Source organism: Ruegeria lacuscaerulensis (genome assembly GCF_013031245.1).
Lineage (GTDB): Bacteria > Pseudomonadota > Alphaproteobacteria > Rhodobacterales > Rhodobacteraceae > Ruegeria > Ruegeria lacuscaerulensis_C.
In genome coordinates, this window is the sequence record NZ_WPZL01000009.1 from 142,172 (window position 1) to 163,738 (window position 21,567).

The following is a 21,567-nucleotide window of genomic DNA, read 5'->3' on the forward strand; positions in this document are numbered from 1 at the left end:
GTCTCAGCAACCGGTGCCGCGAAGAACAACAAAAATGGTTCGAAACAGGATCGTAACATCCGTGCTGAACGACATGCTCTTCCAATATTCAGTATCGTGAAACGCGCGCTCAGCAAATAAAGACTGGTTTCGTTTGGAAACCTGCCACGGCCCCGAAAGACCGGGGCGCATAGAGTTGTAGAACTTTCCGGTGTAAAGTTTTTTCTGATTCAGCATCATCGGGCGAGGGCCGATCAGGGACATCTCACCCACAAAAACGTTCCAGAACTGCGGCAGTTCATCCATGGAAGATTTCCGCAGAAGCGACCCGAACTTGATGATGCGCGGATCATTGCGAAGCTTCTGGTTTCGGTCCCACTCATCCCGCGCCTCGGGATTGGCTGCCAGATGTTCTTTAAGAACCGTTTCGGCATCATGCACCATCGTGCGCAGCTTGAGCATTTTGAAAGCCTTACCGTTTTTGCCGACCCGGTCCTGCCGGTAAAACGGGGTCACGCCCTGACAGGCCAGAAACGCAGCCAGAAAAAGAACCAGCGGCACGACAAACGGCGCTGCGAGCAGCACAAACGTGATATCGAAGATGCGTTTCCCTACCCCTCTGTAGAAGCCCGGATAATTCACCGAGGCGGGCATGACAGGAATATTAGAGTAGCCAGTGTCGGCTACGTCTTTCGAATGAATTGTCACTATTTAAACCCCCAGCACACACAGCAAACCAGAAACCATCTACCGAACCCAAAAAAACGACTACGCTCAACCTCAGTCTATATAGAAAAAATTTTATATTCTTATGTCTTTCGCGGCTCTGCCTTTACACGCTCGTTGGCAGCTTGCCTGCCTGCAATTGTTAACAAACTCCGGTCGGCTTGCAAAACATTAATCCTGACAGGATTGCCCGCCACCCATGAAAAGAGAAGGCTTTTCCGTACTGTCAGGAGCTGAAATGCGTCTTGATCTGGTGAGGGGTTCAGAGATTCTGTTGCCCATTTCGATACAATGGAAAGCTTTGGGAGGCGTTGGTTCCGGTTAGGGATTGGTTGGAGATCGCAGGATTTTCCTCTGCGAAACCAATCTTTGGCCTGCATGCCACTTTTACGGGCAGTTTTTTAGGAGTTTGACGGAAACAACCACCGGTAAACCTTCCAGTTGAGAGGATCGCAAAGTCAAATCATTACGTGTGAAGTTTGGTACTGCTTGCTACCCTGATTTTGTGGCACAGTAGTACCCAAGAACTTTTGACTTATGTGATATGTACGTTGAGTAAGGAAATTCCGGTGGTTCAGGGTATGAGTTTGGGTAATCTCAGGGGGGCCAATACGAGGTTTGACAAAGCGGAAGGCAACCGTGGTGCCATGGCGTCCAGTGACGGGTTTTATCTAGATTACTTCGGGCTGGACCGGCGCCCCTTCACGCTGCTTCCGGACCCTGGGTTCATGTATTGGTCTCCGCTGCACAAGCGTGGCTATTCCGTGCTGCAGTTCGGCATCTTGAGCTGCGCGCCGATTACGGTGCTGACTGGCGAGATTGGTGCGGGAAAGACAACCCTGGTTCAGCAACTTCTGAGCGAAATGGAGCAAGAGATTACGGTTGGATTGATCTCGAACGCTCAGGAAGGGCGGGGAGAACTGCTGCAGTGGGTGCTGCATGCCTTGGGCCTGCGGATCGAAAAAGACGCATCCTATGTGCAGTTGTTCCGGGCGCTGCAGGATTTTCTTGTCTCGGAATATGCCGCAGGGCGGCGCGTGGTTCTGATTTTTGACGAGGCGCAGAACCTGACGGTCGAGGGCTTGGAAGAAATCCGTATGCTGACCAACATCAACGCAAACACAGACGAATTGATCCAGCTTGTTCTGGTCGGGCAGCCCGAGTTGCGCGATATGGTTCTGGACCCCAAGATGCGTCAGCTGACGCAAAGGGTGGCCGCCAGTTTTCATCTGGAACGCATGGATGAAGCTTCGGTCGAAGCCTATATCAGGCACAGGATGAAGACCGCCGGTGGCTCGGGCGGGGAATTCACGGAAGAGGCCTGCAAGCTAATTTTCCAGCAGACCCGCGGCGTCCCGCGCCTGGTGAACCAGTTTTGCGATTTTGCCCTGCTCTATGCCTGGACAAACGAAGCCGACAAGGTGGACGAAGACGTTGTCAGTCAGGTGATCGACGACGGTGTATTCTTCGGAGGAAATTCACTCGAGAGGGAGCTGACGGCCTGAGATGAGTCCTACTCGTTACTACTTTTCAATTTTTCTAAGGCGGTTTCCGTACTTCCTTGTTGTGGCCGCTATTGTATCAGCCGTTTCGGTTGCGATCGCTATAGGCTTGCCGCCGTCCTACGTCTCACGAATGGTGCTGATCGTTGAGGCTCCTCAGATTCCGGGCAATCTGGCCGCCAGCACCGTGAATACGTCTCCGATCGAACAGCTACAGATTGTCGAACAACACGTGCTGACGCGACCGGTTCTTCTCGATATTGCACGCAAATACGAGGTGTTGCCAAATCAGGAGGATGCTAGTCCCGACCAGATCGTCTCTGAGCTACGCACAAAAACAAACACTCGCATCTCTTCGGGTCGCAGTCAGGCCAATCTGATGACCTTCACATTCGAGGGCAGAAGCGGCAAAATCGCGGCTGGTGTGCTGAATGAATATCTGACCGAGATACTGAAGCTTGATGTCTCGTACCGCAAAGAACGGGCCTCAGACACGCTGGAGTTCTTCGAGCAGGACCTGGAGCGGCTGGGCGCCGAGCTCGACAAGCGCAGCGCGCGGATCCTCGAATTCCAGAATCAACACTCCGGTGCTCTACCCTCCAGTCTGCAATTCCGTATGGCGCAGCAGGGGGCACTACAGACGAGCCTTCAGCAAACCGACCAGCAGATTTTCTCACTCCAGAACCAGCGTGAAAAGCTATTGAATCTCTATGCAACGACGGGTCAGATCACGAATGTCGGGCAACAACCACAGACAGCGGCGCAGGGGCAATTGCGCCAGTTGCGCAACCAGCTTGACAACCAACTAGGGGTCTATTCGGAAAGCAGCCCGCGAATTAAGCACTTGCGGGCCCGGATCGCGCATTTTGAAGAAGTTGTTGCGGCCGAGCAGGCATCCACCACCGCCGCCGCCAGTGCTCAAACGGGAAACTCGACGCTTGATCTCCAGCTGGCTCAAATTGATTCACAAATAGCCACCCTGGAAGACCAGCGCGCTGTTACCGAAGAAAATCTTGAAAAAGTGACGCTAACGATCAATCAGACCCCGGCTAATGCCATCACGCTGGCCGAGTTGCAGCGAGATCACAACAATATCCAGACCCAGTATAACAGAGCAGTCACACGCTTGGCATCGGCCTCGACTGGGGAACGGATCGAAATCACCTCTCAGGGGCAGCGGATTTCGGTGATTGAACAACCCTCGGAACCAACCACGCCGACAAAACCCGATCGCCTGTTGATCGCAGGTGGCGGTACATTCGCCGGTATATTGATGGGTCTGGGGCTTGTTGTTCTGCTGGAGTTTCTGAACCGGGCTGCGCGCCGGCCGGAGGATCTGATCAAAAAACTGGATGTCTGGCCGATTGCAACCATTCCCTATGTGAAGTCTCCGGGTCAGGTGGCGGCGCAGCGTGTTGGTTGGGCGATGCTCATCCTGGCGATTGTGGTGGGCGTACCTGCAGGCGTGTGGGCTGTGCATACTTACTATCTGCCCTTGGATCTTATCGCGGACAAGGTGATCGACAAGCTGGAGATTTATTAGTGATTTTCGTTCTGAATAAGGTAGGGAGGCTATAATGGACCGTCTTCAGCAGGCGATTCAAAAGGCCCGCGAGGAACGCAACAGCCGCCAGCCTGAACCGGTGACGCTGATGCTGAAAGAAGAACAGCGCCAAGTTCCGACAGAAAGCAGCGATGAAGATATCTGGCTAACCGTGCCAGAAATCAGCATCGAACCGCACCTCATATCCCGAAAACGCCTGATGTCATATCGTGGCGGCGCTAACGCGACGCCCTATGACATGTTGCGCACCAAGATGTTGCAGCAAATTCTGAACAACGGCTGGCGCCGGGTTGCGTTGACCTCTCCTTACAGCGGGTGCGGCAAAAGCACGGCGGCGGCCAATCTGGCCTTCAGCCTGGGGCGGCAGGAAGATTTGCGCACGATCGTAATCGATTTTGACATGCGGCGCAGGGGGCTGGCCGAGATACTGAAGCAATCTGGCAACTACAGCATGGCCGATGTCATTCAGGGGAAAGTGCCATTTCACGAGCATGCTCTGCGTCACGGCAACAATGTGATTTTCGGGCTGAACTACACCTCTACACGCAATCCCGCCGAAATTCTGCAAAGTCGCAAAGCAATCGAGTTTTTGGAGCGGCTGGAGGCGGAATATAAGCCTGATATCATTCTCTTTGATACGCCACCGTTGATGGCGAGCGATGATAGCCACGGGTTCCTCAGGAATGTTGATTGCGCCTTGCTTTTGGCAGCCGCTGAAGAGACCAGTATCGACCATATCGACGTCGCAGAACGGCAACTGGCGGAACTTACCAATGTCATGGGGATCGTCCTGAACAAATGCCGCTACATCAGTGAGGCTTTCGGTTATGAGTACGGCTCTTACTGATGCCGTTATCATCCCCCATTACAACGACCTGCCACGGCTGGAACGATGCCTGCGGGCGCTCAGAGAGAATGATCTGACGGGAACCGAAATCGTCATTGTCGACAATGACTCACCGGTTTCGCTGGATGGTGTGCGGCAGATATTCCCCGAGATGCGCTTTGTGGCAGAGCCCAAAAAGGGCGCGGCCCATGCCCGCAATCGCGGGGTGGCGGAAACCACGGCGCCCCGGCTTTTCTTCATTGACGCCGATTGTGTTCCCGCGTCGGACTGGCTGACGGCAGGGCGCCAGGTCGCGGACCGGGCTGATCTGATCGGTGGCCGGGTCGATGTCTTTGACGAAACCCCGCCCCCGCGCAACGGTGCCGAGGCGTTCGAGGCCGTTTTTGCGTTCAACTTCCGCAGATACATCGAAGTTCAGGGGTTTTCCGGCGCGGGCAATTTGCTGACCCGGCGCGACGTGTTTGACGCGATCGGTGGGTTCATCAACGGCGTATCGGAAGATCGGGAATGGACCATGCGCGCGGTCGCCCGGGGCTATAGCCTGATTTACGAAGACGGGTTTCGGGTCAGCCATCCGTCACGGCAGAACTGGCCGGCCCTCAAGGCAAAGTGGCGGCGCACGACGCAAGAGGCGTATCAGCTGAATGGAACCGGGGTGGCTGCGCGCCTGCGATGGGCGGTTCGTGGGTTGGCCATGCCCGCCAGCGCTGTCGTGCATACCCCGAAAGTCATGTCCAGTGACAAGCTGGCCTCGACAGGCGAGGTTTTGCGGGCGATTTCCACGTTGTTCCGGCTCAGATGTCAGCGCATGGTCTGGATGCTGCGTCAGGCAACAGGTGGCACGATCTGATCACGTCAGTTGAAAAAGGGGCCGGTAATGGCCCCCTCGTCGTGTAAGTCACAATCCTGTTGCGTCTTCAGGAAACAGCCTTGCGGCGGCGGGTCAAAGCCAAACCACCCAACGCCGTCAGAAGCAGCAGGCCGCCAGCTGGTAGCGGCACGGCGGCCACGTCAAAGTCAAAGCCTACAACACCACCCGTATTTTTCACGCCTTGCCAGTTGAACACGAGGTTCTGGCTCGGATTGACCGAGCCGAAGATCGTATTAAGCGATACATCGGGGGAAACGACGGATGTTGTGCGCAGAACAGTGTTAGTGGCAGTATCGACCCAACTCATGGTCAGTCCGGTAAATGCACTCAGCACAAGATTAGTTATCGACGCATTCGACTTGCCAAGCAGTGAGCTGCCGGTATTCGAAAAAAAGTTAACTGTATAGGAGCCCCGTCCGGTGTTCATGCCGTTTGCTGTATTAACACGAACGAGACCGATGAAGGCATTGTCAGAGGTGACATCATAACTGCCACCAGCGGAAACCGACGTCAGCGCGCTGGCCGACCCGGTCATCAGTACAGCTGCAGCAAGTCCAGCGACCATCATTTTCAAAGTTCTAAACATAAAAGTCCCACCTTCCAGTTTCATACAGACAACTCACCGGTAACTTTGGTGTGGCGCGTATAGTTAACATTAATACTATATTTCCCTTAGATCGCGAACGCTTTCCTTGCGAAATAAGGCTTTTTTGAGGCGGAAATATCCGCCCTCGAAAATAATAACGTGCATATTTATAATTTTGTTTCGGCTTTGTGAACATGGCTGACTCGTAAAAGTGCACCGCCCCTTTGGATAACAAGAATCCATCATCGATGATTCCTGGTGTCTGAGTGTATTCCCATCAAGCAGAACATCACCTGAACAGGCTTTAAATGACTGTGCTGTATTGGACAGGTTTCGAGACAATGCGCCTTTGTGATTCATTCGATAACAGAAACAATTCCGCTTAATTCAGGATACTATTCGCGCCAAAAATTTCCCTCGGGGCCTGTAGATCGCGCTGGAAGAGAAAAAGACCCGAAACCGGGTGTCTGTGATATTTGTCCTTCGGCGCACGGAAAGTTTCGTGTAGCTTTGACGTGTTATTGTTTCGAGTTCAGGCACGCATTCCAGATCGGGAATTTTAGTTTAGCAGCTTGTTTGCTGTGCCTGCCTATTAACGAGGAGATGGTGCAAATGAGCGTTGGCCAGAACATAGCCGCAGATAATGTGCGCTCAACCGGTATTGGTATTGAAACAAAAAGATTAATAGATTCCGGGTGCGTTGATGAACGCGTCTGATTTTGATCCCAATGACATGAACCTCAACGCCAAGCGGGTTCTGGTGACCGGCGGGGCCGGTTTCTTAGGCTCGCATCTATGTGCGGCCCTGCTTGAGCAGGGGCACGAAGTTCTGTGCGTCGATAATTTCTTCACCGGGCGGCGCGGGAACCTGCGCCATCTTCTGAGCAATCCCCGGTTCGAGGTCATGCGCCATGACGTGACCTTTCCGCTTTATGTCGAGGTGGACGAGATTTACAATCTGGCCTGCCCCGCCTCGCCCTTCCACTACCAGCACGATCCGGTGCAGACGACCAAGACGGCGGTGCATGGGGCGATCAACATGCTGGGGCTGGCCAAGCGCCTTGGCGCACGCATCCTGCAGGCCTCGACCTCTGAGATCTATGGCGATCCGCAAATCCATCCCCAGACCGAGGATTACGTGGGCCATGTCAATCCGATCGGTCCGCGCTCGTGTTATGATGAGGGCAAGCGCTGTGCCGAGACGTTGTTCTTTGACTATTATCGTCAGCACAACCTGCCGATCAAAGTGGCGCGGATTTTCAACACATACGGGCCGCATATGCACCCCGATGACGGACGCGTCGTGTCCAATTTCATCATGCAGGCCCTGAACGGAAAGCCGATCACCATCTATGGTGATGGCAGCCAGACCCGGTCTTTCTGCTTCGTATCCGACCTGATCGACGGGCTGATCAAACTGATGGAATCCCCCGATGACGTGACCGGGCCGATTAATCTGGGCAATCCGGTTGAGCTGAGCATCCGCGAACTGGCCGAGGCTGTCATCCGCCTGACAGGCTCGAAATCCGAACTGGTGCAGCGGCCATTGCCGCAGGATGATCCGATCCAGCGTCAGCCGGATATAACCCGGGCCAGGGAACAGCTGGGCTGGGCACCGCAGGTGGCGCTGGAAGACGGCCTGAAGGCGACGATTTCCTATTTCCAGCGCACTGCAGTGGTCATGCAGGAGCTGTAGGACGACCATGACCGCTCAGCCCGCATCCGGCAGGTCGCCCCGAAGGGTCGGGGCTTTTCTGCTGTTTGCCGTGACGGTGGTCATCTGTCTGGCGGTTCTGATCATCAACCGCGGGCCGCTCTATTATTTCGATACCGGAAGCTATTTCCGGCAGGGCGACGCGGCGCTGTCTCTGATCCTGCCTGCACCGGAAAATGATGGTTCGGCGACCGGGGCGGGCGATGGCCAGGCAAAAGACCGGGTGCAAAAGGACGAGACAACCAGCGGAGCACGCTCAATGGCTTATGCGTTGCTGGTTGCCGCCTTCTGGCGGGCTGACGCGCTGGACGGGGTCGCGGGCGTGCATCTGGCACTGCTGCTGCTTGCGGTCTGGCTGGCAATGCGCGCGCTGCAACGCACCGCGCAAACCGGGCGCAGCACGCTGCAACTGGTGAGCATTCCGTTGCTGGTCGCCGCCACGACCTCGCTGCCCTTCTATATTGCCTATATCATGCCGGATATTTTCACATCGATCATGCTGATCGTGATCGCGGCGGTTGTTGTGGCAGGCCGTCAGATGCACCTGCTGGAATGGCTCGGCGCTCTGGCGCTGGCGGCGTTTGCGGTGGTTCTGCACCCCTCTCATCTGGGGATCGCGGTTTTGATGGTACCTTTTGTTGTGTTGGCCGCCTTGCTGCGGCTGGGACAGGGCCGATGGCTTGCGGCGGGGTTCGCCATATGCCTGGTTGCGGTGGCGCTGGCAGAACGCAAAGCGTTTGAATTCGCCACTGAAACCGTCGCAAACAAAGAGGTGATTCATACGCCCCATATCACGGCGCGGCTGATCGTGGATGGGCCCGGCATGGCCTATCTGGACGATGTCTGCCCCCGGGCTGATCTGGCAACCTGCGCTTTGCATGAGGCATTGTCCTGGTCCGACGATCCTTATCGTCTGACCGCCGCACATATCATTTTCGAACGCTCCGAAAGGCTCGGGTCGTTCCGGTTGATGCCGGTCGAGGATCAGCAGGCGGTGGCAGCCGAGCAACGGGCGTTCTTTTTGCAGGTTTTGACGGCCCGCCCGTTCGGAACGATATTTGCGCTCGGCGAAAATGCGATGACGCAGCTCGGCATGAACAGTGTCAGGCAGACCATTCCGAACGAGGCGGTCATCAATAATGCGAAATCACTTTCAGGATTGCCGGCAGAAAAGCTTGCGGTGCTCGACAACAATGTACTGGAGCGCGATTATTCCTGGATTGGACCGGCAAATGCCATTCATTCGGCGATCTATCTGGTTTCCTTCGTGATCATAGTCGTTTTGCTGCTGTGGCCCGGACGGGTGGCACCGTCGCTTAAACTGTTCGCTTTGTTTATCCTGATTGGAATTGCCGTGAACGCGCTGGTCTGTGGTGGGGTATCTCAACCTGCGGACCGCTATGGCGCGCGCGTCATGTGGCTGCTGCCCTTTACAGCGGCCTTCCTTCTTCTTGTTCAGCGGTCCTCAGTGCCGCGCCCCGGTATCGGAGAAATCCCGTGACGTCAGATCAATCCCTGTCCATTAGCGTGGTGATGCCCGCCTATAACGCCGAGCATCTTCTGCCCCGCGTCCTGCCGCCGCTGATCGAGATGCTGAACTCCGGTCAGGTGCAGCAGGTTTTGGTTGTGGATGATCAATCCCCCGACGGCACCGCTGCGCTTGCGCAAAAGATGGGGGCCACGGTTCTGACCACACCGGTCAATGGCGGGCCGGGGGCGGCGCGCAATCTGGCGGCCGAACATGCCACCGGCGATATCCTGTGGTTTGTCGATTCCGATGTCATCGCCTGGCCGGACGGGCCAGAGCACATCCGCCGGGCCATGTCCGAGGATAATGTCGGGGCGGTGTTCGGATCATATGACGATGCGCCGGACGGTCAGGCCTGGTTCTCGCGCTACAAGAACCTTCTGCACCGCTATCACCACCAGCGCGCGCGGCGCGAGGCGCGGACATTCTGGGCAGGCTGTGGCGCCATCCGGCGTGATGTGTTTCTCGAAGTCGGTGGGTTCGATGTGAAAACCTACGAGATCCCGTCGATCGAGGATATCGAACTGGGCTACCGGATCGTCGAAACCGGTCGGCGGATTCTGGTCGAGCCGCAACTGCAGGGCAAACATCTGAAGGTCTGGACCATGCGGAACAGCCTGAGCACGGATATCTATTGCCGTGCCCTGCCCTGGGCCCGGCTGATGATTTCGCGTGAGGGGCTGACGGACGATCTGAATACCTCGACCATGGAACGGCTGCGGGCCGGGCTGGCCGGGTTGCTGATCCTGTCGATTTTGGCACTGCCCTTCTGGCCCGCATTGTGGCCGGTAGCGCTGTTGTTGCTGGGGCTGGCCTTTGTCGCAAACTACGATCTGGCGCGCACGATGGCCGGGCATGGCGGGCCATGGTTTGCGGTCAAGTGCATCCTCTATCACCAGTTTTATTACGTCTATTCCGCCAGCGTCTATGTCTGGTGCTTGTTCGAATATCACGTGCTGGGGCAGAAGCAGAAACTGCAGGTCACACGGAACTAGGACAGGGCGTGCAGATGACCGGATTGCCTGACTTCCTGATCATCGGTGCCGCGCGTGCCGGAACAACGGCTCTGCACAGCTATTTGCGGCAGAACCCAAGTATCTTCATGCCGTCGGTGAAAGAACCCAACTTCTTCAGCTTTGAAGGCGAAACGCTGAACTGCACGGGGCCGGGGGCAGATTACATCAACAACTCGGTGGTCGATCTGGACGCCTATCGCGCCCTGTTTGCCCCGGCACCTGCGGGCAGCATTCGCGGTGAGGCCTCGCCGCTTTACCTCTATTCTCCCAAGGCTCCGGCCCGGATTCACCACCATATCCCGCATGTGCGCATGGTGGTGATATTGCGCAATCCGATTGATCAGGCACTGTCCCATTATCTGTATGCGGTGAAACAGCGTATCGAACCTCTGGAAGACTTTGCCGAGGCGCTTGACGCCGAAGAAACGCGGTTGGATGCGGGATGGCAGCCTTTGTTTGGATATTCCCGGTTCCCGCGTTACGCCGAGCAGCTCTCGCGGTATTTCAGGCTGTTTGATCGTGATCAGTTCCTGATCCGGACATACGAAGACTTTCAGACGGACCCGCAGGGGTTGATTGCCGATATCACTGAATTCATCGGGGCAGATACCGGGTTTTGTCCGGATGTATCCTCGCAGCTCAATGCAGGGGGGGTTCCCCGCAGCCGTGTGTTTCAGGATTTCCTGATGAAACCCAATCCTGTCACCGGATTGATTGCACGCGTCATGCCGCAAGAGACGCGATGGAAAATTCGCGATCAGTTATCCCGGTTCAACCTCAAACGGGACGTTGAAATGCCCCCACGCGCCCGCGCCATATTGCGCGAAAGGCTGTTGCCGGAAATAGAAACGCTCGAGCATATGCTCGAGCGTGATCTAAGCACCTGGCGCGCCTGAAGGCCTGAACATATACTCCCAGGCCTTCAATCAGGTCAGCTACAGCGCCGTGCGATTTCCCACATTGCCGCCGACCAGGCTGGTTTTGTTCTTGGGCTTGACTTCAAACTCTTCGTGGTAGGACCGCTCAACATTGACGTCCCAGATGTCATTCTGCTCGCCCATGATGTTGCGGGCGGCATACATCGCCGACAGCATCGAATGATCCTGATTGTTATAGCGATGCAAACCGTTGCGCCCGACGGTCTGAAAATTCTCGAGCGTCTTCAGCCAGTCACTGACAATATCCAGGGCCTCCTTGTAATCGCCATCATAGACGGGATAGGCCTTGGGCTGCCGGATGACGGCGCTATCGATAACGGTATTCTCGTCAGCGAGACCAAGCTTTGCCAGTTCTTCACTGGCCAGTTTCCTCAGTTCCTCATCCGAAGACGACCACAACCCGTCCCCCTTCTGACAGAAATACTCCATCCCGATGGACGCGGTGTTCTGGTCAGGCAGCATTTCCTTTGACCAGGCGCGAAAGTTCTGAATACGCCCGACCTTGACCTTGGGGCTGTGGATATAGATCCAGTTGTCCGGAAACGGATCGGCGTGGTCCAGGATCAGGGTCACGATCAGGAAATCGCGATACCGCAGACGGTCCGCGGCCTCGACCACCTCGGGCGGCGGCGGCGGGTCGAACGCGTGGATCAGATCACGCACGGCCATCGAGTTGATGAACTCTTCCCCTTCGACCCGCTCGGTGTGTCTTTCGCCGTCTTCGCTCCAGTGACACACATTAATCGACGTGACGCGATTGCCATCGCGATTCACCTGCGCCACTTCGGAACGCGTCTCGACACTGCCGCCGTTTTCCCGGATCAGATCGCGGGTCTTTTCCCACATCATGCCAGGACCCAGACGCGGGTACTGGAATTCCTCGATCAGGCTGGCGGTGTCATTGGCCCCCGAAATCGCATTCCAGACCGCCTTGGGCAGGGACAGGTTCTTGATCCGCTGCGCGGCCCAGTCGGCCTGAATTTCCGACGGCGGAATACCCCAGACCTTTTTGGTGTAGCTGTGAAAGAAGTGCATATAGAGCCGCCCGCCAAAGCGGTTGATCACCCATTCTTCAAATGTGTCTTCCTGCGGCTTGGGCCGGATCTTCCATTTAATGAAGCTTCCAATGATCTTATAGGTCTCATAGGGGCCGATATTGCCAAGGGCGTTGAAGATGCGCAGCGGGTAGTCGTAGAACTTGTTGCGATAGAAAATGCGGCTCTGGCGTTGCACTGTAATGAAATCATCGCCCATCACCTCGTGCCACATGTCTTCGACTTCGCCCACTTTCGTGAAGAACCGGTGGCCGCCTATGTCAAAGCGGTAACCCTTATGGGTTTCGGTCCGTGAGATGCCACCAACCATGTCCGAGGCCTCATAGACCTGGGGAACATGCGTGTCGCTCAATTTCTGAAGTTCATAGGCTGCGGTCAGTCCTGCAGGACCACCACCAATGATAACAACGGGAACAATATCTTTTTTCAAATGACTAACATCCGCACTAAAACCACTGTCATCAGGCTACAGGAGGATACCTGAGTTTCACAACAAAATCATGTTGGCGCGCTAAAAATGGAACCCCGTTCATCATGACTTTTTTCTCCGACCTGTGAATGAGTGTCTAGCCACAGCCTTGAAGATCGCGGTTTAATCTGACGCATGAACAGATATGCAGACCCGGCTTTGCACCCTCGGAATGGGTGTGAGCCCTGTGGGAAGCTAACAGCATCCACTTTTGGCGGCAGCGGGAATTTCAAACTAAAATTTTGAATAATAGATAAATTTCCGCGTAACTAATGATGTCCTCATGACTGTCAGACAGCCGGAGGCAAACCCCAGACACTCTTATGGCAGAGGCGAAATATCCGGTCTGTGTTGCTTTGATCTGAAATGTTACGGGTGGTGTGTCCCGGACGCTCTTTGGGCATGTGCGGACAAGTCAACAATTTCACCCTGCTGAGCATATTGTGTACTCTTTGGCACGAGAGCATTGGGAAATTAAATGCATCGCGACTCGTGGCTTTGTGAATCTTGACAGGGGCGCAACGCTTCCGCCCTATTGCTCCTGAGTGTTTGGATAAACAGGGCCACATCAGGTCTAGGTTATAGGCCGGCTAATTAGTGGCTGACTTCGTGGTTAACGAGGGAGCAATTTTATGAAGTGCGTTATTCTGGCCGGCGGCTTAGGGACTCGGCTCAGCGAGGAAACCGTACGCATACCCAAACCCATGGTCGAGATCGGCGGAAAGCCGATCATCTGGCATATCATGAAGATTTACGCGTCCCACGGCGTTACCGATTTCATCGTCTGCCTTGGCTACAAGGGCTACGTGATCAAAGAGTACTTCGCCAACTTCTTTCTGCACAGCTCGGATGTCACGGTTGATCTGGCCAGCGGCAGCCTGGAAGTCGCAAACAGTAAATCCGAACCCTGGCGCGTGACGCTGGTCGATACGGGTGAAAACAGCCAGACCGGTGGGCGGCTTAAGCGGGTTATGCGCCACCTCAAAGATGAAGAGGCCTTCTGCCTGACCTATGGCGATGGGGTTGGGAATATCGACATCCGGGCCGGGATCGACTTTCACCGGGCTCATAGCAAACTCGCGACGGTCACGGCGGTCCCCCCGCCCCGCCGCTTTGGCCAGCTTGAGATGCAGGACAATCAGGTGCTGAACTTCTCCGAAAAACCTGTCGGGGATGGCGGCCTGATCAATGGCGGGTTTTTTGTGCTCTCGCCCGAGGTGGAAAGGTATCTCGGCGATGACAAAACCGTCTGGGAACGCAGCCCCCTGATGAACCTGACGCGCGATGGCGAGCTGATGGCCTTTGAACACAAGGGGTTCTGGCAGCCCATGGACACCATCCGCGAGCGTCAGGAGCTTGAGGAGCATTGGGCCACAGGCGACGCGCCGTGGAAAACCTGGGAATGACAGCGGCCGCCTTTTCAGGCCGAAGGGTGCTGGTGACCGGACATACCGGTTTCAAGGGTGCTTGGCTGGCCGCCTGGCTGGCCGAGGCGGGCGCAGAGGTGACTGGATACGCCCTGCCTCCCGAGACGAATCCCAGCCTCTGGGTCCTACTGGGCCAGGGCAAAATCCGGTCAATCGCCGGTGATCTGAATGATCGCGCGGCGCTGGACCGGCTGATCGCGGAAACCGATCCCGAATTTGTCTTTCATCTGGCCGCGCAATCTCTGGTGCGGCGGTCCTATCGCACACCGGTCGAGACCTTCGCCACCAACGTTCTGGGCACCGTCCAGCTTTTGGATGCGCTGCGCGCCGGGTCTGGCTTGCGGGCGGTTGTGGTTGCCACCTCGGACAAGGCCTATGAGAATGTCGAACAGGTCTGGGGCTATCGCGAAACCGACCCGATGGGCGGGCATGATCCCTATTCCGCCTCGAAAGGCGCGACCGAAATAGCCACCGCAGCGATGCGGCGCAGTTTTTATACGCAAGGCGCCGCCGACCCTCATCCGGCCCGGATCGCCAGCGCACGGGCCGGCAATGTCATCGGTGGCGGTGACTGGGCCGAAGACCGGCTCGTCCCGGATATCGTGCGCGGATGCCTGAGCGATGAAGGGCGCGTTGTGCTGCGCCACCCCGGCGCTATCCGCCCCTGGCAGCATGTGCTTGAACCGCTGAGGGGGTACATGATGCTGGCCCAAATGCTTGAACAGGACGACGCCTTTGCAAAGGGCTGGAACTTTGGCCCCGAGCGCGACGATGAGCGCCCGGTTTTGGATGTGGCCAAGGCCATCATCAAGGCACTTGGGCAAGGTCGGATTGAAGTCGATACCCCGGCAAATACCCCGCATGAGGCCAAGATGCTCCGTCTGGACGTGTCGCAGGCGCGTGCTACGCTTGGCTGGCGCCCGGTGCTGAACTTTGAGGACACTGTCAGATTGACGGCGGATTGGTATGCCGGCTGGGCCCGGGGCACCTCACCGGCCGAGCTGTGCCGCGCCCAGATCGCCGAATTCGAAACACTGAGTAAGAGGCAAGTATGACCGGTACGCCCCATCCTACCTGCCGCCATTGCGGCACCTCTCTTGAGATGACGCTTGTCGATCTCGGGCTGTCTCCTCTGGCCAATTCCTATGTCGATCCGGCTCGCGCGGACACACCGGACCCGGTCTACCCGCTGCATGCGCGCGTCTGCACCAGATGCTGGCTGGTGCAGGTGGAGGATGCTGTCCCGGCAGAAGAGATTTTTTCTACCGATTACGCCTATTTCTCCAGCTTTTCAGACAGCTGGCTGGCTCATTGTCGGGAGTACGTGGATCAAATGGTCGGCCGGTTCGATCTCGGATCAGACGATCTGGTGATCGAAATCGCTTCGAATGATGGGTACCTGCTGCAGTACTTTGTCGAAAAGGGTATGCCCGTTCTGGGCATTGAGCCTTCGGGCAATGTGGCGGCGGCGGCGCAGGAAAAAGGGGTACGCACGCTGGTCGACTATTTCGGCGAAAGATTGGCCCGAAAGCTTGCCAAAATCGAAAAACCCCCAGCGCTGATCGCCTCTGCCAATGTGCTGGCGCATGTGCCCGATATCAATGATTTTGTCGCCGGGATCGCCACTCTGCTGACCGGTGATGCAGTCTATACGGTTGAGTTTCCGCATCTTCTGAACCTGATTAAAAGCGTGCAATTCGACACGATCTATCACGAACATTATTCCTATCTGTCGCTGCTGGCGGTCGAGAAGATTTTCGCCAAGGCCGGTCTGCGTGTCTTCGATGTCGAGGAACTGACCACTCATGGCGGCTCGTTGCGGGTTTTTGCCTGTCTTGAAGGGGCCAGCCACACTGATGGGCCGGGTTTGGCCAAGGTCCGCGCCGATGAGGCGGCGGCGCAATTCGACCGCCCCGAAGGCTATATGAACTTCACCGGTCAGGTCGAGGCGGTGCGTGACGGGCTGCTTGCCTTCCTGCACGAGGCAACGGCCCGCGGTGACACCATCGCCGCCTATGGCGCGGCCGCCAAGGGCAACACGCTGCTGAACTATGCCGGGATCGGCCCCGAGTTGATCTCATACTGCGTGGATCGCAATCCTGCCAAGCAGAACACACTGCTGCCCGGCAGCCACATTCCCGTGCATGGGGTCGAGGCGCTGCGTGAAAGGCCACCCGATTACGTGCTGATCCTGCCCTGGAACATCCGTGACGAGGTCACGGGTCAACTGGCCGACCTCAAAACCCATGGCACCCGGTTCGCCACCGCCGTGCCGGAGGTCAGGATCAGCTGATGGCACGGGTTTTGCTAACCGGAGCGACTGGCCTGATCGGCAGGGCAACGGCCCCGGCCTTGGCAGAGGCCGGACATGAGGTCATCACGCTGGGTCGGAACCCGACCAGCGACATCCCCTGCGATCTGCTGGACCCAATTACAGTCACGGCGGCGCTTGAAAGTGCGCGCGCCAGTCATCTGTTGCATCTGGCCTGGCATGATGGCGCGCGCGACCGCTGGACATCCCCGGTCAATCTCGACTGGATGGCAGCCACGCTGCATCTGGTACGGGAATTTGCACGCACGGGCGGCCAGCGCGCTGTCTGCGCAGGCAGTTGCGCCGAATATGACTGGTCGGAGCCGGAGCTTGCCGAAACCAGCCCCTTACGACCTCGCACCCTGTACGGAGCGGCCAAGGCCGGGACCGGTCTGGCGCTTTGCGCAGGGCAGGATGCCCTTGGCCTGTCACTGGCCTGGGCCCGCATCTTCTTTGTCTATGGCCCGGACGAGCCGCCGGGGCGACTGTTCGGCGATCTGATTTCAAACCTCGAGGCGGGTCGACCGGTGGATTGCACCGATGGGTTGCAAAGGCGCGACTTCCTGCATGTCGATGACCTGGCGCGCGCACTACTACGGCTGCTGCTGGAGATGGATATTACAGGCGCAATCAATGTTGCCAGCGGCACCGCAATCCCGGTGCGGGAGCTCATTGAAGAGGTCGCAAACCAGATGCATCACCCCGATCTGATCCGGCTGGGGGCGATTGCACGTGCACCGGACGACCCGGACCGATTGGCCGCAGATGTAACCCGATTGCGGGACGAGGCCGGTTTCCTGCCACAGCATGATATCGTGTCGGGGGTGACCCGGGTTCTTAAGGCAAGAAAGGAACCTGCATGAAGAGGTCGCTCTTTCTTCGCAAGAAATCCTTTGCGCTTTTTGTCTTGGTGGGAATTGTGAACACGGTCTTCGGTTACGCGATTTTCACTGTTCTGAGCTTGTCCGGGCTGCCGCCACAATCCGCCCTGATCATTTCATTCGTTCTTGGCGTCGCGTGGAATTTCATGACCCATGCGCGGCTCGTGTTCGATACCAAAGGGTTCGGGCGGCTGCCTTTCTACCTGCTGTCTTACTTGGCCGTTTACGTCTTCAACGCCCTGTCGCTGGAGGGTCTTTTGAGTGCCGGGCTACAACCGATCATAGCTCAGGGGCTGATAGTGGTGCCGGTCGCCATACTTGCCTTCATACTTGTTTCCCGCGCGCTAACCCTGCGATTTCCGTGGCAAGCGGAGGCCTGATACAATGTCACAAAGAACAGCGAAACGCTTTAGGCCCCTAGGAAGTTGCGCGTTAGCAGAGCCAGCCCTGTCACCACCAGCCCCACCGAAAGCCAGCCTCCAAGTCCCCACGGGCCCATCCCGCGCCAGACGCGGGCGAAGCCGGAACGTGCCGACGCGCCGGCGATCTTTTGCTGCATGATCCCGACGCGCTTGGCGTGTATGATAATCCCGATTACCGCCAGGGCCGTCAATCCCACGCCAAACAGGCCCCAGAGAATGCGCGTCGGCAGCCCGCCCCAGGTGCCGAAGTGTATCGGATCGGCGGCTTCTGCAATGCGCTGGTGCAGCGACAGGTCCTCGCCGCGATGCGCACCGAGCACCTCGAGCGATTCCGGATGAAAATAGACTGCATTGGCTCGAGGGCGAACCAGAACCGCCGTATGATCTCCTTGGAAAACGATCGGTTGCGCGGGTCGGCGGGGCAATATCACCTTCCGAACCTCCAGGCCCGGCAATGTCGCCGCGGCGATGGCGCTGGCGGCGTCGAGACGCGCACCGTTGAAATCCGGCGGGAGGAGTTGGTCGCGGGCGACAGTGCGGTTCGCTGGCGTAGCGGGCGCATTGAGTCCGACAGTTTCAACCATATACCAAAGGCTGGTCACCACCAGGGGCACGAAAAAGACCAGCGACCAGACGGCGATTAGCCGATGCAGATCGCTGAGCCAGGCCCGGGAGCGGCTCGAAAAGCGCGGCCAGCGGAAAAACCCGGTCCAGAACCGGCGGTAGAGAAACAGGCCGGCGATAACTGTGGCGGTCAGGGGAATGGCAAAGACGGTAACGACAAGCTTGCCCAGGCGCCCGGGGATGAACAGGGCTTCGTGCAATCTCAACAGAGCGGCATGGATGGTAAATGAGGACGTCTCGCCATTCACCTGACCGGTGTAGGGATTGACCCAAAGAAACGCATCGCGGCCTTCTGGCCGGACGCCCGTGACCTGGTCGGCAAACCACGCGCCCTCTGACCGAACGAGGGTGACAATGTCCCAATCGGGCCGGGCCCTGGCAGCCGCGTCGTAGATCGTTCCCAAGCTCAGTTTCGCACTACCCTGCGGCGATGCGCGAACTTCTGAGTATCGCAGCCAGTCCAGCTCCGGCGCGAACACCAAGAGCGTGCCGGTAAGAAACATGAAGGCGAAGAACAAAGACGCACCTAACCCGAGAAAGGAGTGCAACCGGTGCCAGCTTGGTATACGTAAGCGGATGTCGAACACTGCAACCCCAATTCAGAATTCCGGCGAAGAGCTTGACGCTCCTCATAGCCACGCAACACATATTCCGCCAGGCCACGCCTACGGACAAGCCCAGGTATCCGTCGTGAAATACGAGGCGGGATAGAGCCGGGCCTCGGTCACCTCCAGGACCTCGTCCTCGTCATACCTGTTGACATATTCCCAGACGATCCTGCGATCCGCATCGGTCTCAAAGACGCGACCCGCCTGGAACTCGGTTATCAGGTACCCGCCGTCGCCAGTGATCTCATGCTTGCCCCTAACGACCGTGCCGAACTCTTCGGCGTCGCGGTCACCGAATGCGACCGACGTTGCTCCCTTTGACGGGTCCACTTTCAGGATATTGCCAACCAGCGGGGCATCCGGGTCGATCCCACCGCTTGGAAGGAGATCCAGCTCATAGGTATTGTTGTTGAATACCGCGATGGTGCCATCCGCATCGAACTCGGGATCGTGCTGGCGCCGCCACGGACCGGTCTGATGCCATTTCACCTTCCAGGTATCCGGATCGACGACGAACAGGAGGTTGTAGGTCCGAAGCGACAGCAGCAGATCGCCGGCCTCGAACTCCGGGAAACTGCCGGCATACGTTGAGGGAAGTTCTTCGATCTTGTTTACGTGGGTGATCTCGACGTCGCGGTGGGCTCCGTGGCCGAAGCTGTATCCTGTCGCTGTCAACAGCGCTTCGAGCCCGTTATCGAAGAGGATTTCGGGAACGGATTTCCGGATTACAATCTCCCCGTCATCCGACACTTTCAAAACCAGGTCTTCCAGGAAGTAATTACCCCGACCCGGATGGACCATAGGCCAGAAGCGATCATACTCCGGGGGCCTTAGATAGTGGCGTCCAGGGACCCAGAATCCGCCCCCTTCGGCCACTTCGATCGAATGATGCGTCGGATGCGCGAGTGTCCACACGACCTCTCCGCAACGCGAGAGTTTGACCGTGCCGCCATAGTCGTAGTTAAAGACGACCGATCCATCCGGAAGGATGAGCGCTCCGTGTGTGTCGATGTTGTGGTCCGTCGCCGGCGGATTTTTGATGTGGGAGGTGTCAGGGAAATGTTCGGAAAATCGAACCGGCCATCGTGCCACCAGTGTTCCGTCGCGCTGTATGAGCCGTAATTCGTTGTCGTCGCCAAAAAAACCGGAAATGAGGATCAGGCTTCCATCATTCGGACGCTCGTTGACGGTAACCTCACTTCCCGGGTTTCGCGCAGGTTGCAGAAAATGAATCGGCCGGCCACCAGGCACCCAGTTCTCGCGCTCCTCAAAAACCAGAAACATGTTGTCTTTGAATTGTTTGACCGATCTGTAGGCGAAGTTCTTTTTCAAACCCGAATACATCCCGGCCCCGAAGGCCAGGCCGACGACCAGCAGCGGTAGCGCTACGAAAAACGCGATCTTGTCCAGATGCTTCAACATGATTTCCTCATCATGCCAGGACCCAGACGGGGATACTGGAATTCCTCGATCAGGCTGGCGGTGTCATTGGCGCCGGAAATCGCGCTCCAGACCGCCTTGGGCAGGGACAGGTTCTTGATCCGTTGCGCGGCCCAGTCGGCGCGGATTTCCGACGGCGAAATACCCCAGACCTTTTTGGTGTAGCTGTGAAAGAAGTGCATTTAGAGCCGCCCGCCAAAGCGGTTGATCACCCATTCTTCAAAGGTATCTTCCTGCGGCTTGGGTCGGAGCTTCCATTTCACGAAGCTGCCAATGATCTCATAGACCTGGGAAACATGCGTGTCGCTCAACTTTTGGAGTTCATACGCTGCTGTTAATCCGGCCGGACCGCCACCAATGATTACAACGGGAACAATATCTTTTTTCAAATGACTAACATCCGCACTAAAACCACTGCCGTCAGGCTACAGGAGGATACCTGAATTTCACAATAAAATCATGTTGGCGCGCCATAAATGACACCCTATTCGTCACAACCGGCCCCTTCCGACCGATGAATGACTAGAGGGCCATTGCTACCAAACCCGTAGTCGACGCGGCGCTCAAAGAGATTTTCAGATCGCCCTCTTCGCCTTCGGGAACGATTCTGTACTCTCCGAAAAGCCTGGTCATCTTCACCCTCGACGCAAGAGGAGGCTTGCCTCAACGCGTTGAATAATAATGGCAGTTGAAATTACCGGGATTGCCCAAAGTCCTTCAGGCGGCCATCAGTTACTACTGGGGCGTTCGTGTGGTTGATGCCTTGTGTTTGACCTTTTGTTTCCTCGGCTCGGAACACGGCTGCTGGTGCGTTTTGAGCGCGCTTCCGACACACGCGGATAAGTCAACAATATCATCATTCACAGTACATTGTGTATTCGCCAACACCGGGGCGTAAGGAAATTCGATGCGTCACGACTCGTGGCTTTGTGAATCTTGACAGGACCCAACAGTCCCGCCCTACTGTTACTAAGTGTTTGGAGTAACAGTGCCGCGTCAGGTCTAGGTTATAGGCCGGCTAATTAGTGGCTGACTTCGTGGTTAACGAGGGAGCAATTT

The 21,567-nt window shown here is 56.8% G+C and carries 20 protein-coding genes; 13 read left to right on the forward strand and 7 right to left on the reverse strand.

What is annotated here, in order from left to right; genetic code table 11:
* Positions 1-3: 3 nt before the first annotated feature.
* Complete coding sequence (locus tag GOX66_RS13305) at positions 4-687, reverse strand: sugar transferase (protein WP_170763222.1); 684 nt, start codon at positions 685-687, stop codon at positions 4-6.
* A 569-nt stretch (positions 688-1,256) separates the two neighbouring features.
* Here GOX66_RS13305 and GOX66_RS13310 point away from each other — a divergent pair.
* The 4 genes from GOX66_RS13310 (at position 1,257) to GOX66_RS13325 (ending at position 5,468) form a co-directional block, all read left to right on the forward strand.
* A complete protein-coding gene (locus tag GOX66_RS13310) occupies positions 1,257-2,210 on the forward strand; it encodes an ExeA family protein (protein ID WP_237212590.1) in 954 nt (317 codons plus the stop codon).
* 130 nt (positions 2,211-2,340) lie between these two features.
* Entirely contained in the window at positions 2,341-3,750 is a 1,410-nt protein-coding gene (locus tag GOX66_RS13315; RefSeq protein WP_170763223.1) for a GumC family protein, read from the forward strand.
* 34 nt (positions 3,751-3,784) lie between these two features.
* A complete protein-coding gene (locus tag GOX66_RS13320; protein ID WP_170763224.1) occupies positions 3,785-4,618 on the forward strand; it encodes a CpsD/CapB family tyrosine-protein kinase in 834 nt (277 codons plus the stop codon).
* Positions 4,599-5,468: a glycosyltransferase family 2 protein gene (locus tag GOX66_RS13325; RefSeq protein WP_170763225.1), complete on the forward strand. Its 870-nt coding sequence runs from the start codon at positions 4,599-4,601 to the stop codon at positions 5,466-5,468. Before GOX66_RS13320 ends, GOX66_RS13325 begins: the two co-directional genes overlap by 20 nt.
* A 67-nt stretch (positions 5,469-5,535) precedes the next feature.
* Here GOX66_RS13325 and GOX66_RS13330 read toward each other — a convergent pair whose 3' ends face one another.
* Positions 5,536-6,099, reverse strand: coding sequence for a VPLPA-CTERM sorting domain-containing protein (locus GOX66_RS13330; protein WP_170763226.1), 564 nt, complete (start codon positions 6,097-6,099; stop codon positions 5,536-5,538).
* Positions 6,100-6,778: 679 nt separating this feature from the next.
* On the opposite strand from GOX66_RS13330, the gene GOX66_RS13335 reads away from it, so the two are divergent.
* Genes GOX66_RS13335 through GOX66_RS13350 form a run of 4 tightly spaced genes read left to right on the forward strand, consistent with a single transcriptional unit; the run spans position 6,779 to position 11,229 of the window.
* Positions 6,779-7,771, forward strand: coding sequence for a UDP-glucuronic acid decarboxylase family protein (locus tag GOX66_RS13335; RefSeq protein WP_237212591.1), 993 nt, complete (start codon positions 6,779-6,781; stop codon positions 7,769-7,771).
* A 7-nt stretch (positions 7,772-7,778) separates the two neighbouring features.
* The gene (locus tag GOX66_RS13340; protein WP_170763227.1) at positions 7,779-9,290 is read left to right on the forward strand and encodes a hypothetical protein; all 1,512 of its coding nucleotides are present in this window, start codon (positions 7,779-7,781) and stop codon (positions 9,288-9,290) included.
* The gene (locus GOX66_RS13345) at positions 9,287-10,312 is read left to right on the forward strand and encodes a glycosyltransferase (RefSeq protein ID WP_170763228.1); all 1,026 of its coding nucleotides are present in this window, start codon (positions 9,287-9,289) and stop codon (positions 10,310-10,312) included. The genes GOX66_RS13340 and GOX66_RS13345 overlap by 4 nt, the downstream gene beginning before the upstream one ends.
* A gap of 14 nt (positions 10,313-10,326) precedes the next feature.
* Positions 10,327-11,229: a sulfotransferase domain-containing protein gene (locus tag GOX66_RS13350; protein WP_170763229.1), complete on the forward strand. Its 903-nt coding sequence runs from the start codon at positions 10,327-10,329 to the stop codon at positions 11,227-11,229.
* 39 nt (positions 11,230-11,268) lie between these two features.
* Here GOX66_RS13350 and GOX66_RS13355 read toward each other — a convergent pair whose 3' ends face one another.
* Positions 11,269-12,756, reverse strand: a complete 1,488-nt coding sequence (locus GOX66_RS13355) for an NAD(P)/FAD-dependent oxidoreductase (protein ID WP_174822731.1) — start codon at positions 12,754-12,756, stop codon at positions 11,269-11,271.
* Positions 12,757-13,427: 671 nt separating this feature from the next.
* On the opposite strand from GOX66_RS13355, the gene rfbF reads away from it, so the two are divergent.
* From rfbF to GOX66_RS13380, 5 genes are read left to right on the forward strand one after another with little or no spacing between them, the layout of a single operon-like run.
* Complete coding sequence (gene rfbF / locus GOX66_RS13360) at positions 13,428-14,201, forward strand: glucose-1-phosphate cytidylyltransferase (RefSeq protein ID WP_170763230.1); 774 nt, start codon at positions 13,428-13,430, stop codon at positions 14,199-14,201.
* Positions 14,183-15,277 (forward strand): CDP-glucose 4,6-dehydratase, encoded by a 1,095-nt coding sequence (gene rfbG, locus GOX66_RS13365; protein ID WP_336509476.1) that lies wholly within the window; start codon positions 14,183-14,185, stop codon positions 15,275-15,277. The genes rfbF and rfbG overlap by 19 nt, the downstream gene beginning before the upstream one ends.
* Positions 15,274-16,515 carry a class I SAM-dependent methyltransferase gene (locus tag GOX66_RS13370; RefSeq protein WP_170763231.1) on the forward strand — a complete coding sequence of 414 codons (1,242 nt, stop codon included), beginning with the start codon at positions 15,274-15,276 and terminating at the stop codon, positions 16,513-16,515. The genes rfbG and GOX66_RS13370 overlap by 4 nt, the downstream gene beginning before the upstream one ends.
* Complete coding sequence (locus tag GOX66_RS13375; RefSeq protein ID WP_170763232.1) at positions 16,515-17,396, forward strand: NAD-dependent epimerase/dehydratase family protein; 882 nt, start codon at positions 16,515-16,517, stop codon at positions 17,394-17,396. The genes GOX66_RS13370 and GOX66_RS13375 overlap by 1 nt, the downstream gene beginning before the upstream one ends.
* Positions 17,393-17,794: a GtrA family protein gene (locus GOX66_RS13380; protein WP_170763233.1), complete on the forward strand. Its 402-nt coding sequence runs from the start codon at positions 17,393-17,395 to the stop codon at positions 17,792-17,794. The genes GOX66_RS13375 and GOX66_RS13380 overlap by 4 nt, the downstream gene beginning before the upstream one ends.
* Before the next feature lie 29 nt (positions 17,795-17,823).
* On the opposite strand, the gene GOX66_RS13385 is transcribed toward GOX66_RS13380, so the two are convergent.
* The 4 genes from GOX66_RS13385 to GOX66_RS25825 all read right to left on the reverse strand — a co-directional run bounded on the left by GOX66_RS13385 (position 17,824) and on the right by GOX66_RS25825 (position 20,897).
* Positions 17,824-19,047, reverse strand: coding sequence for a PepSY-associated TM helix domain-containing protein (locus GOX66_RS13385; RefSeq protein WP_336509477.1), 1,224 nt, complete (start codon positions 19,045-19,047; stop codon positions 17,824-17,826).
* A 78-nt stretch (positions 19,048-19,125) separates the two neighbouring features.
* The gene (locus GOX66_RS13390) at positions 19,126-20,490 is read right to left on the reverse strand and encodes an arylsulfotransferase family protein (protein ID WP_170763235.1); all 1,365 of its coding nucleotides are present in this window, start codon (positions 20,488-20,490) and stop codon (positions 19,126-19,128) included.
* A complete protein-coding gene (locus GOX66_RS25820) occupies positions 20,484-20,690 on the reverse strand; it encodes a hypothetical protein (RefSeq protein WP_237212592.1) in 207 nt (68 codons plus the stop codon). Before GOX66_RS25820 ends, GOX66_RS13390 begins: the two co-directional genes overlap by 7 nt.
* Complete coding sequence (locus GOX66_RS25825; protein WP_237212593.1) at positions 20,691-20,897, reverse strand: NAD(P)-binding protein; 207 nt, start codon at positions 20,895-20,897, stop codon at positions 20,691-20,693.
* Positions 20,898-21,567 lie beyond the last annotated feature (670 nt).

What these genes read in the sequence shown, in the direction of transcription:
- GOX66_RS13350 (WP_170763229.1), top strand. Translation starts at nt 10,327, where the DNA reads ATGACCGGATTGCCTGACTTCCTGATCATCGGTGCCGCGCGTGCCGGA.
- GOX66_RS13380 (WP_170763233.1), top strand. Translation starts at nt 17,393, where the DNA reads ATGAAGAGGTCGCTCTTTCTTCGCAAGAAATCCTTTGCGCTTTTTGTC.
- GOX66_RS13325 (WP_170763225.1), top strand. Translation starts at nt 4,599, where the DNA reads ATGAGTACGGCTCTTACTGATGCCGTTATCATCCCCCATTACAACGAC.
- GOX66_RS25820 (WP_237212592.1), bottom strand. Translation starts at nt 20,690, where the DNA reads ATGCACTTCTTTCACAGCTACACCAAAAAGGTCTGGGGTATTTCGCCG.
- GOX66_RS13375 (WP_170763232.1), top strand. Translation starts at nt 16,515, where the DNA reads ATGGCACGGGTTTTGCTAACCGGAGCGACTGGCCTGATCGGCAGGGCA.
- GOX66_RS13320 (WP_170763224.1), top strand. Translation starts at nt 3,785, where the DNA reads ATGGACCGTCTTCAGCAGGCGATTCAAAAGGCCCGCGAGGAACGCAAC.
- GOX66_RS13370 (WP_170763231.1), top strand. Translation starts at nt 15,274, where the DNA reads ATGACCGGTACGCCCCATCCTACCTGCCGCCATTGCGGCACCTCTCTT.
- GOX66_RS13315 (WP_170763223.1), top strand. Translation starts at nt 2,341, where the DNA reads ATGGTGCTGATCGTTGAGGCTCCTCAGATTCCGGGCAATCTGGCCGCC.
- GOX66_RS13330 (WP_170763226.1), bottom strand. Translation starts at nt 6,099, where the DNA reads ATGAAACTGGAAGGTGGGACTTTTATGTTTAGAACTTTGAAAATGATG.
- GOX66_RS13340 (WP_170763227.1), top strand. Translation starts at nt 7,779, where the DNA reads ATGACCGCTCAGCCCGCATCCGGCAGGTCGCCCCGAAGGGTCGGGGCT.
- rfbF (WP_170763230.1), top strand. Translation starts at nt 13,428, where the DNA reads ATGAAGTGCGTTATTCTGGCCGGCGGCTTAGGGACTCGGCTCAGCGAG.
- GOX66_RS13335 (WP_237212591.1), top strand. Translation starts at nt 6,779, where the DNA reads ATGAACGCGTCTGATTTTGATCCCAATGACATGAACCTCAACGCCAAG.
- GOX66_RS13390 (WP_170763235.1), bottom strand. Translation starts at nt 20,490, where the DNA reads ATGTTGAAGCATCTGGACAAGATCGCGTTTTTCGTAGCGCTACCGCTG.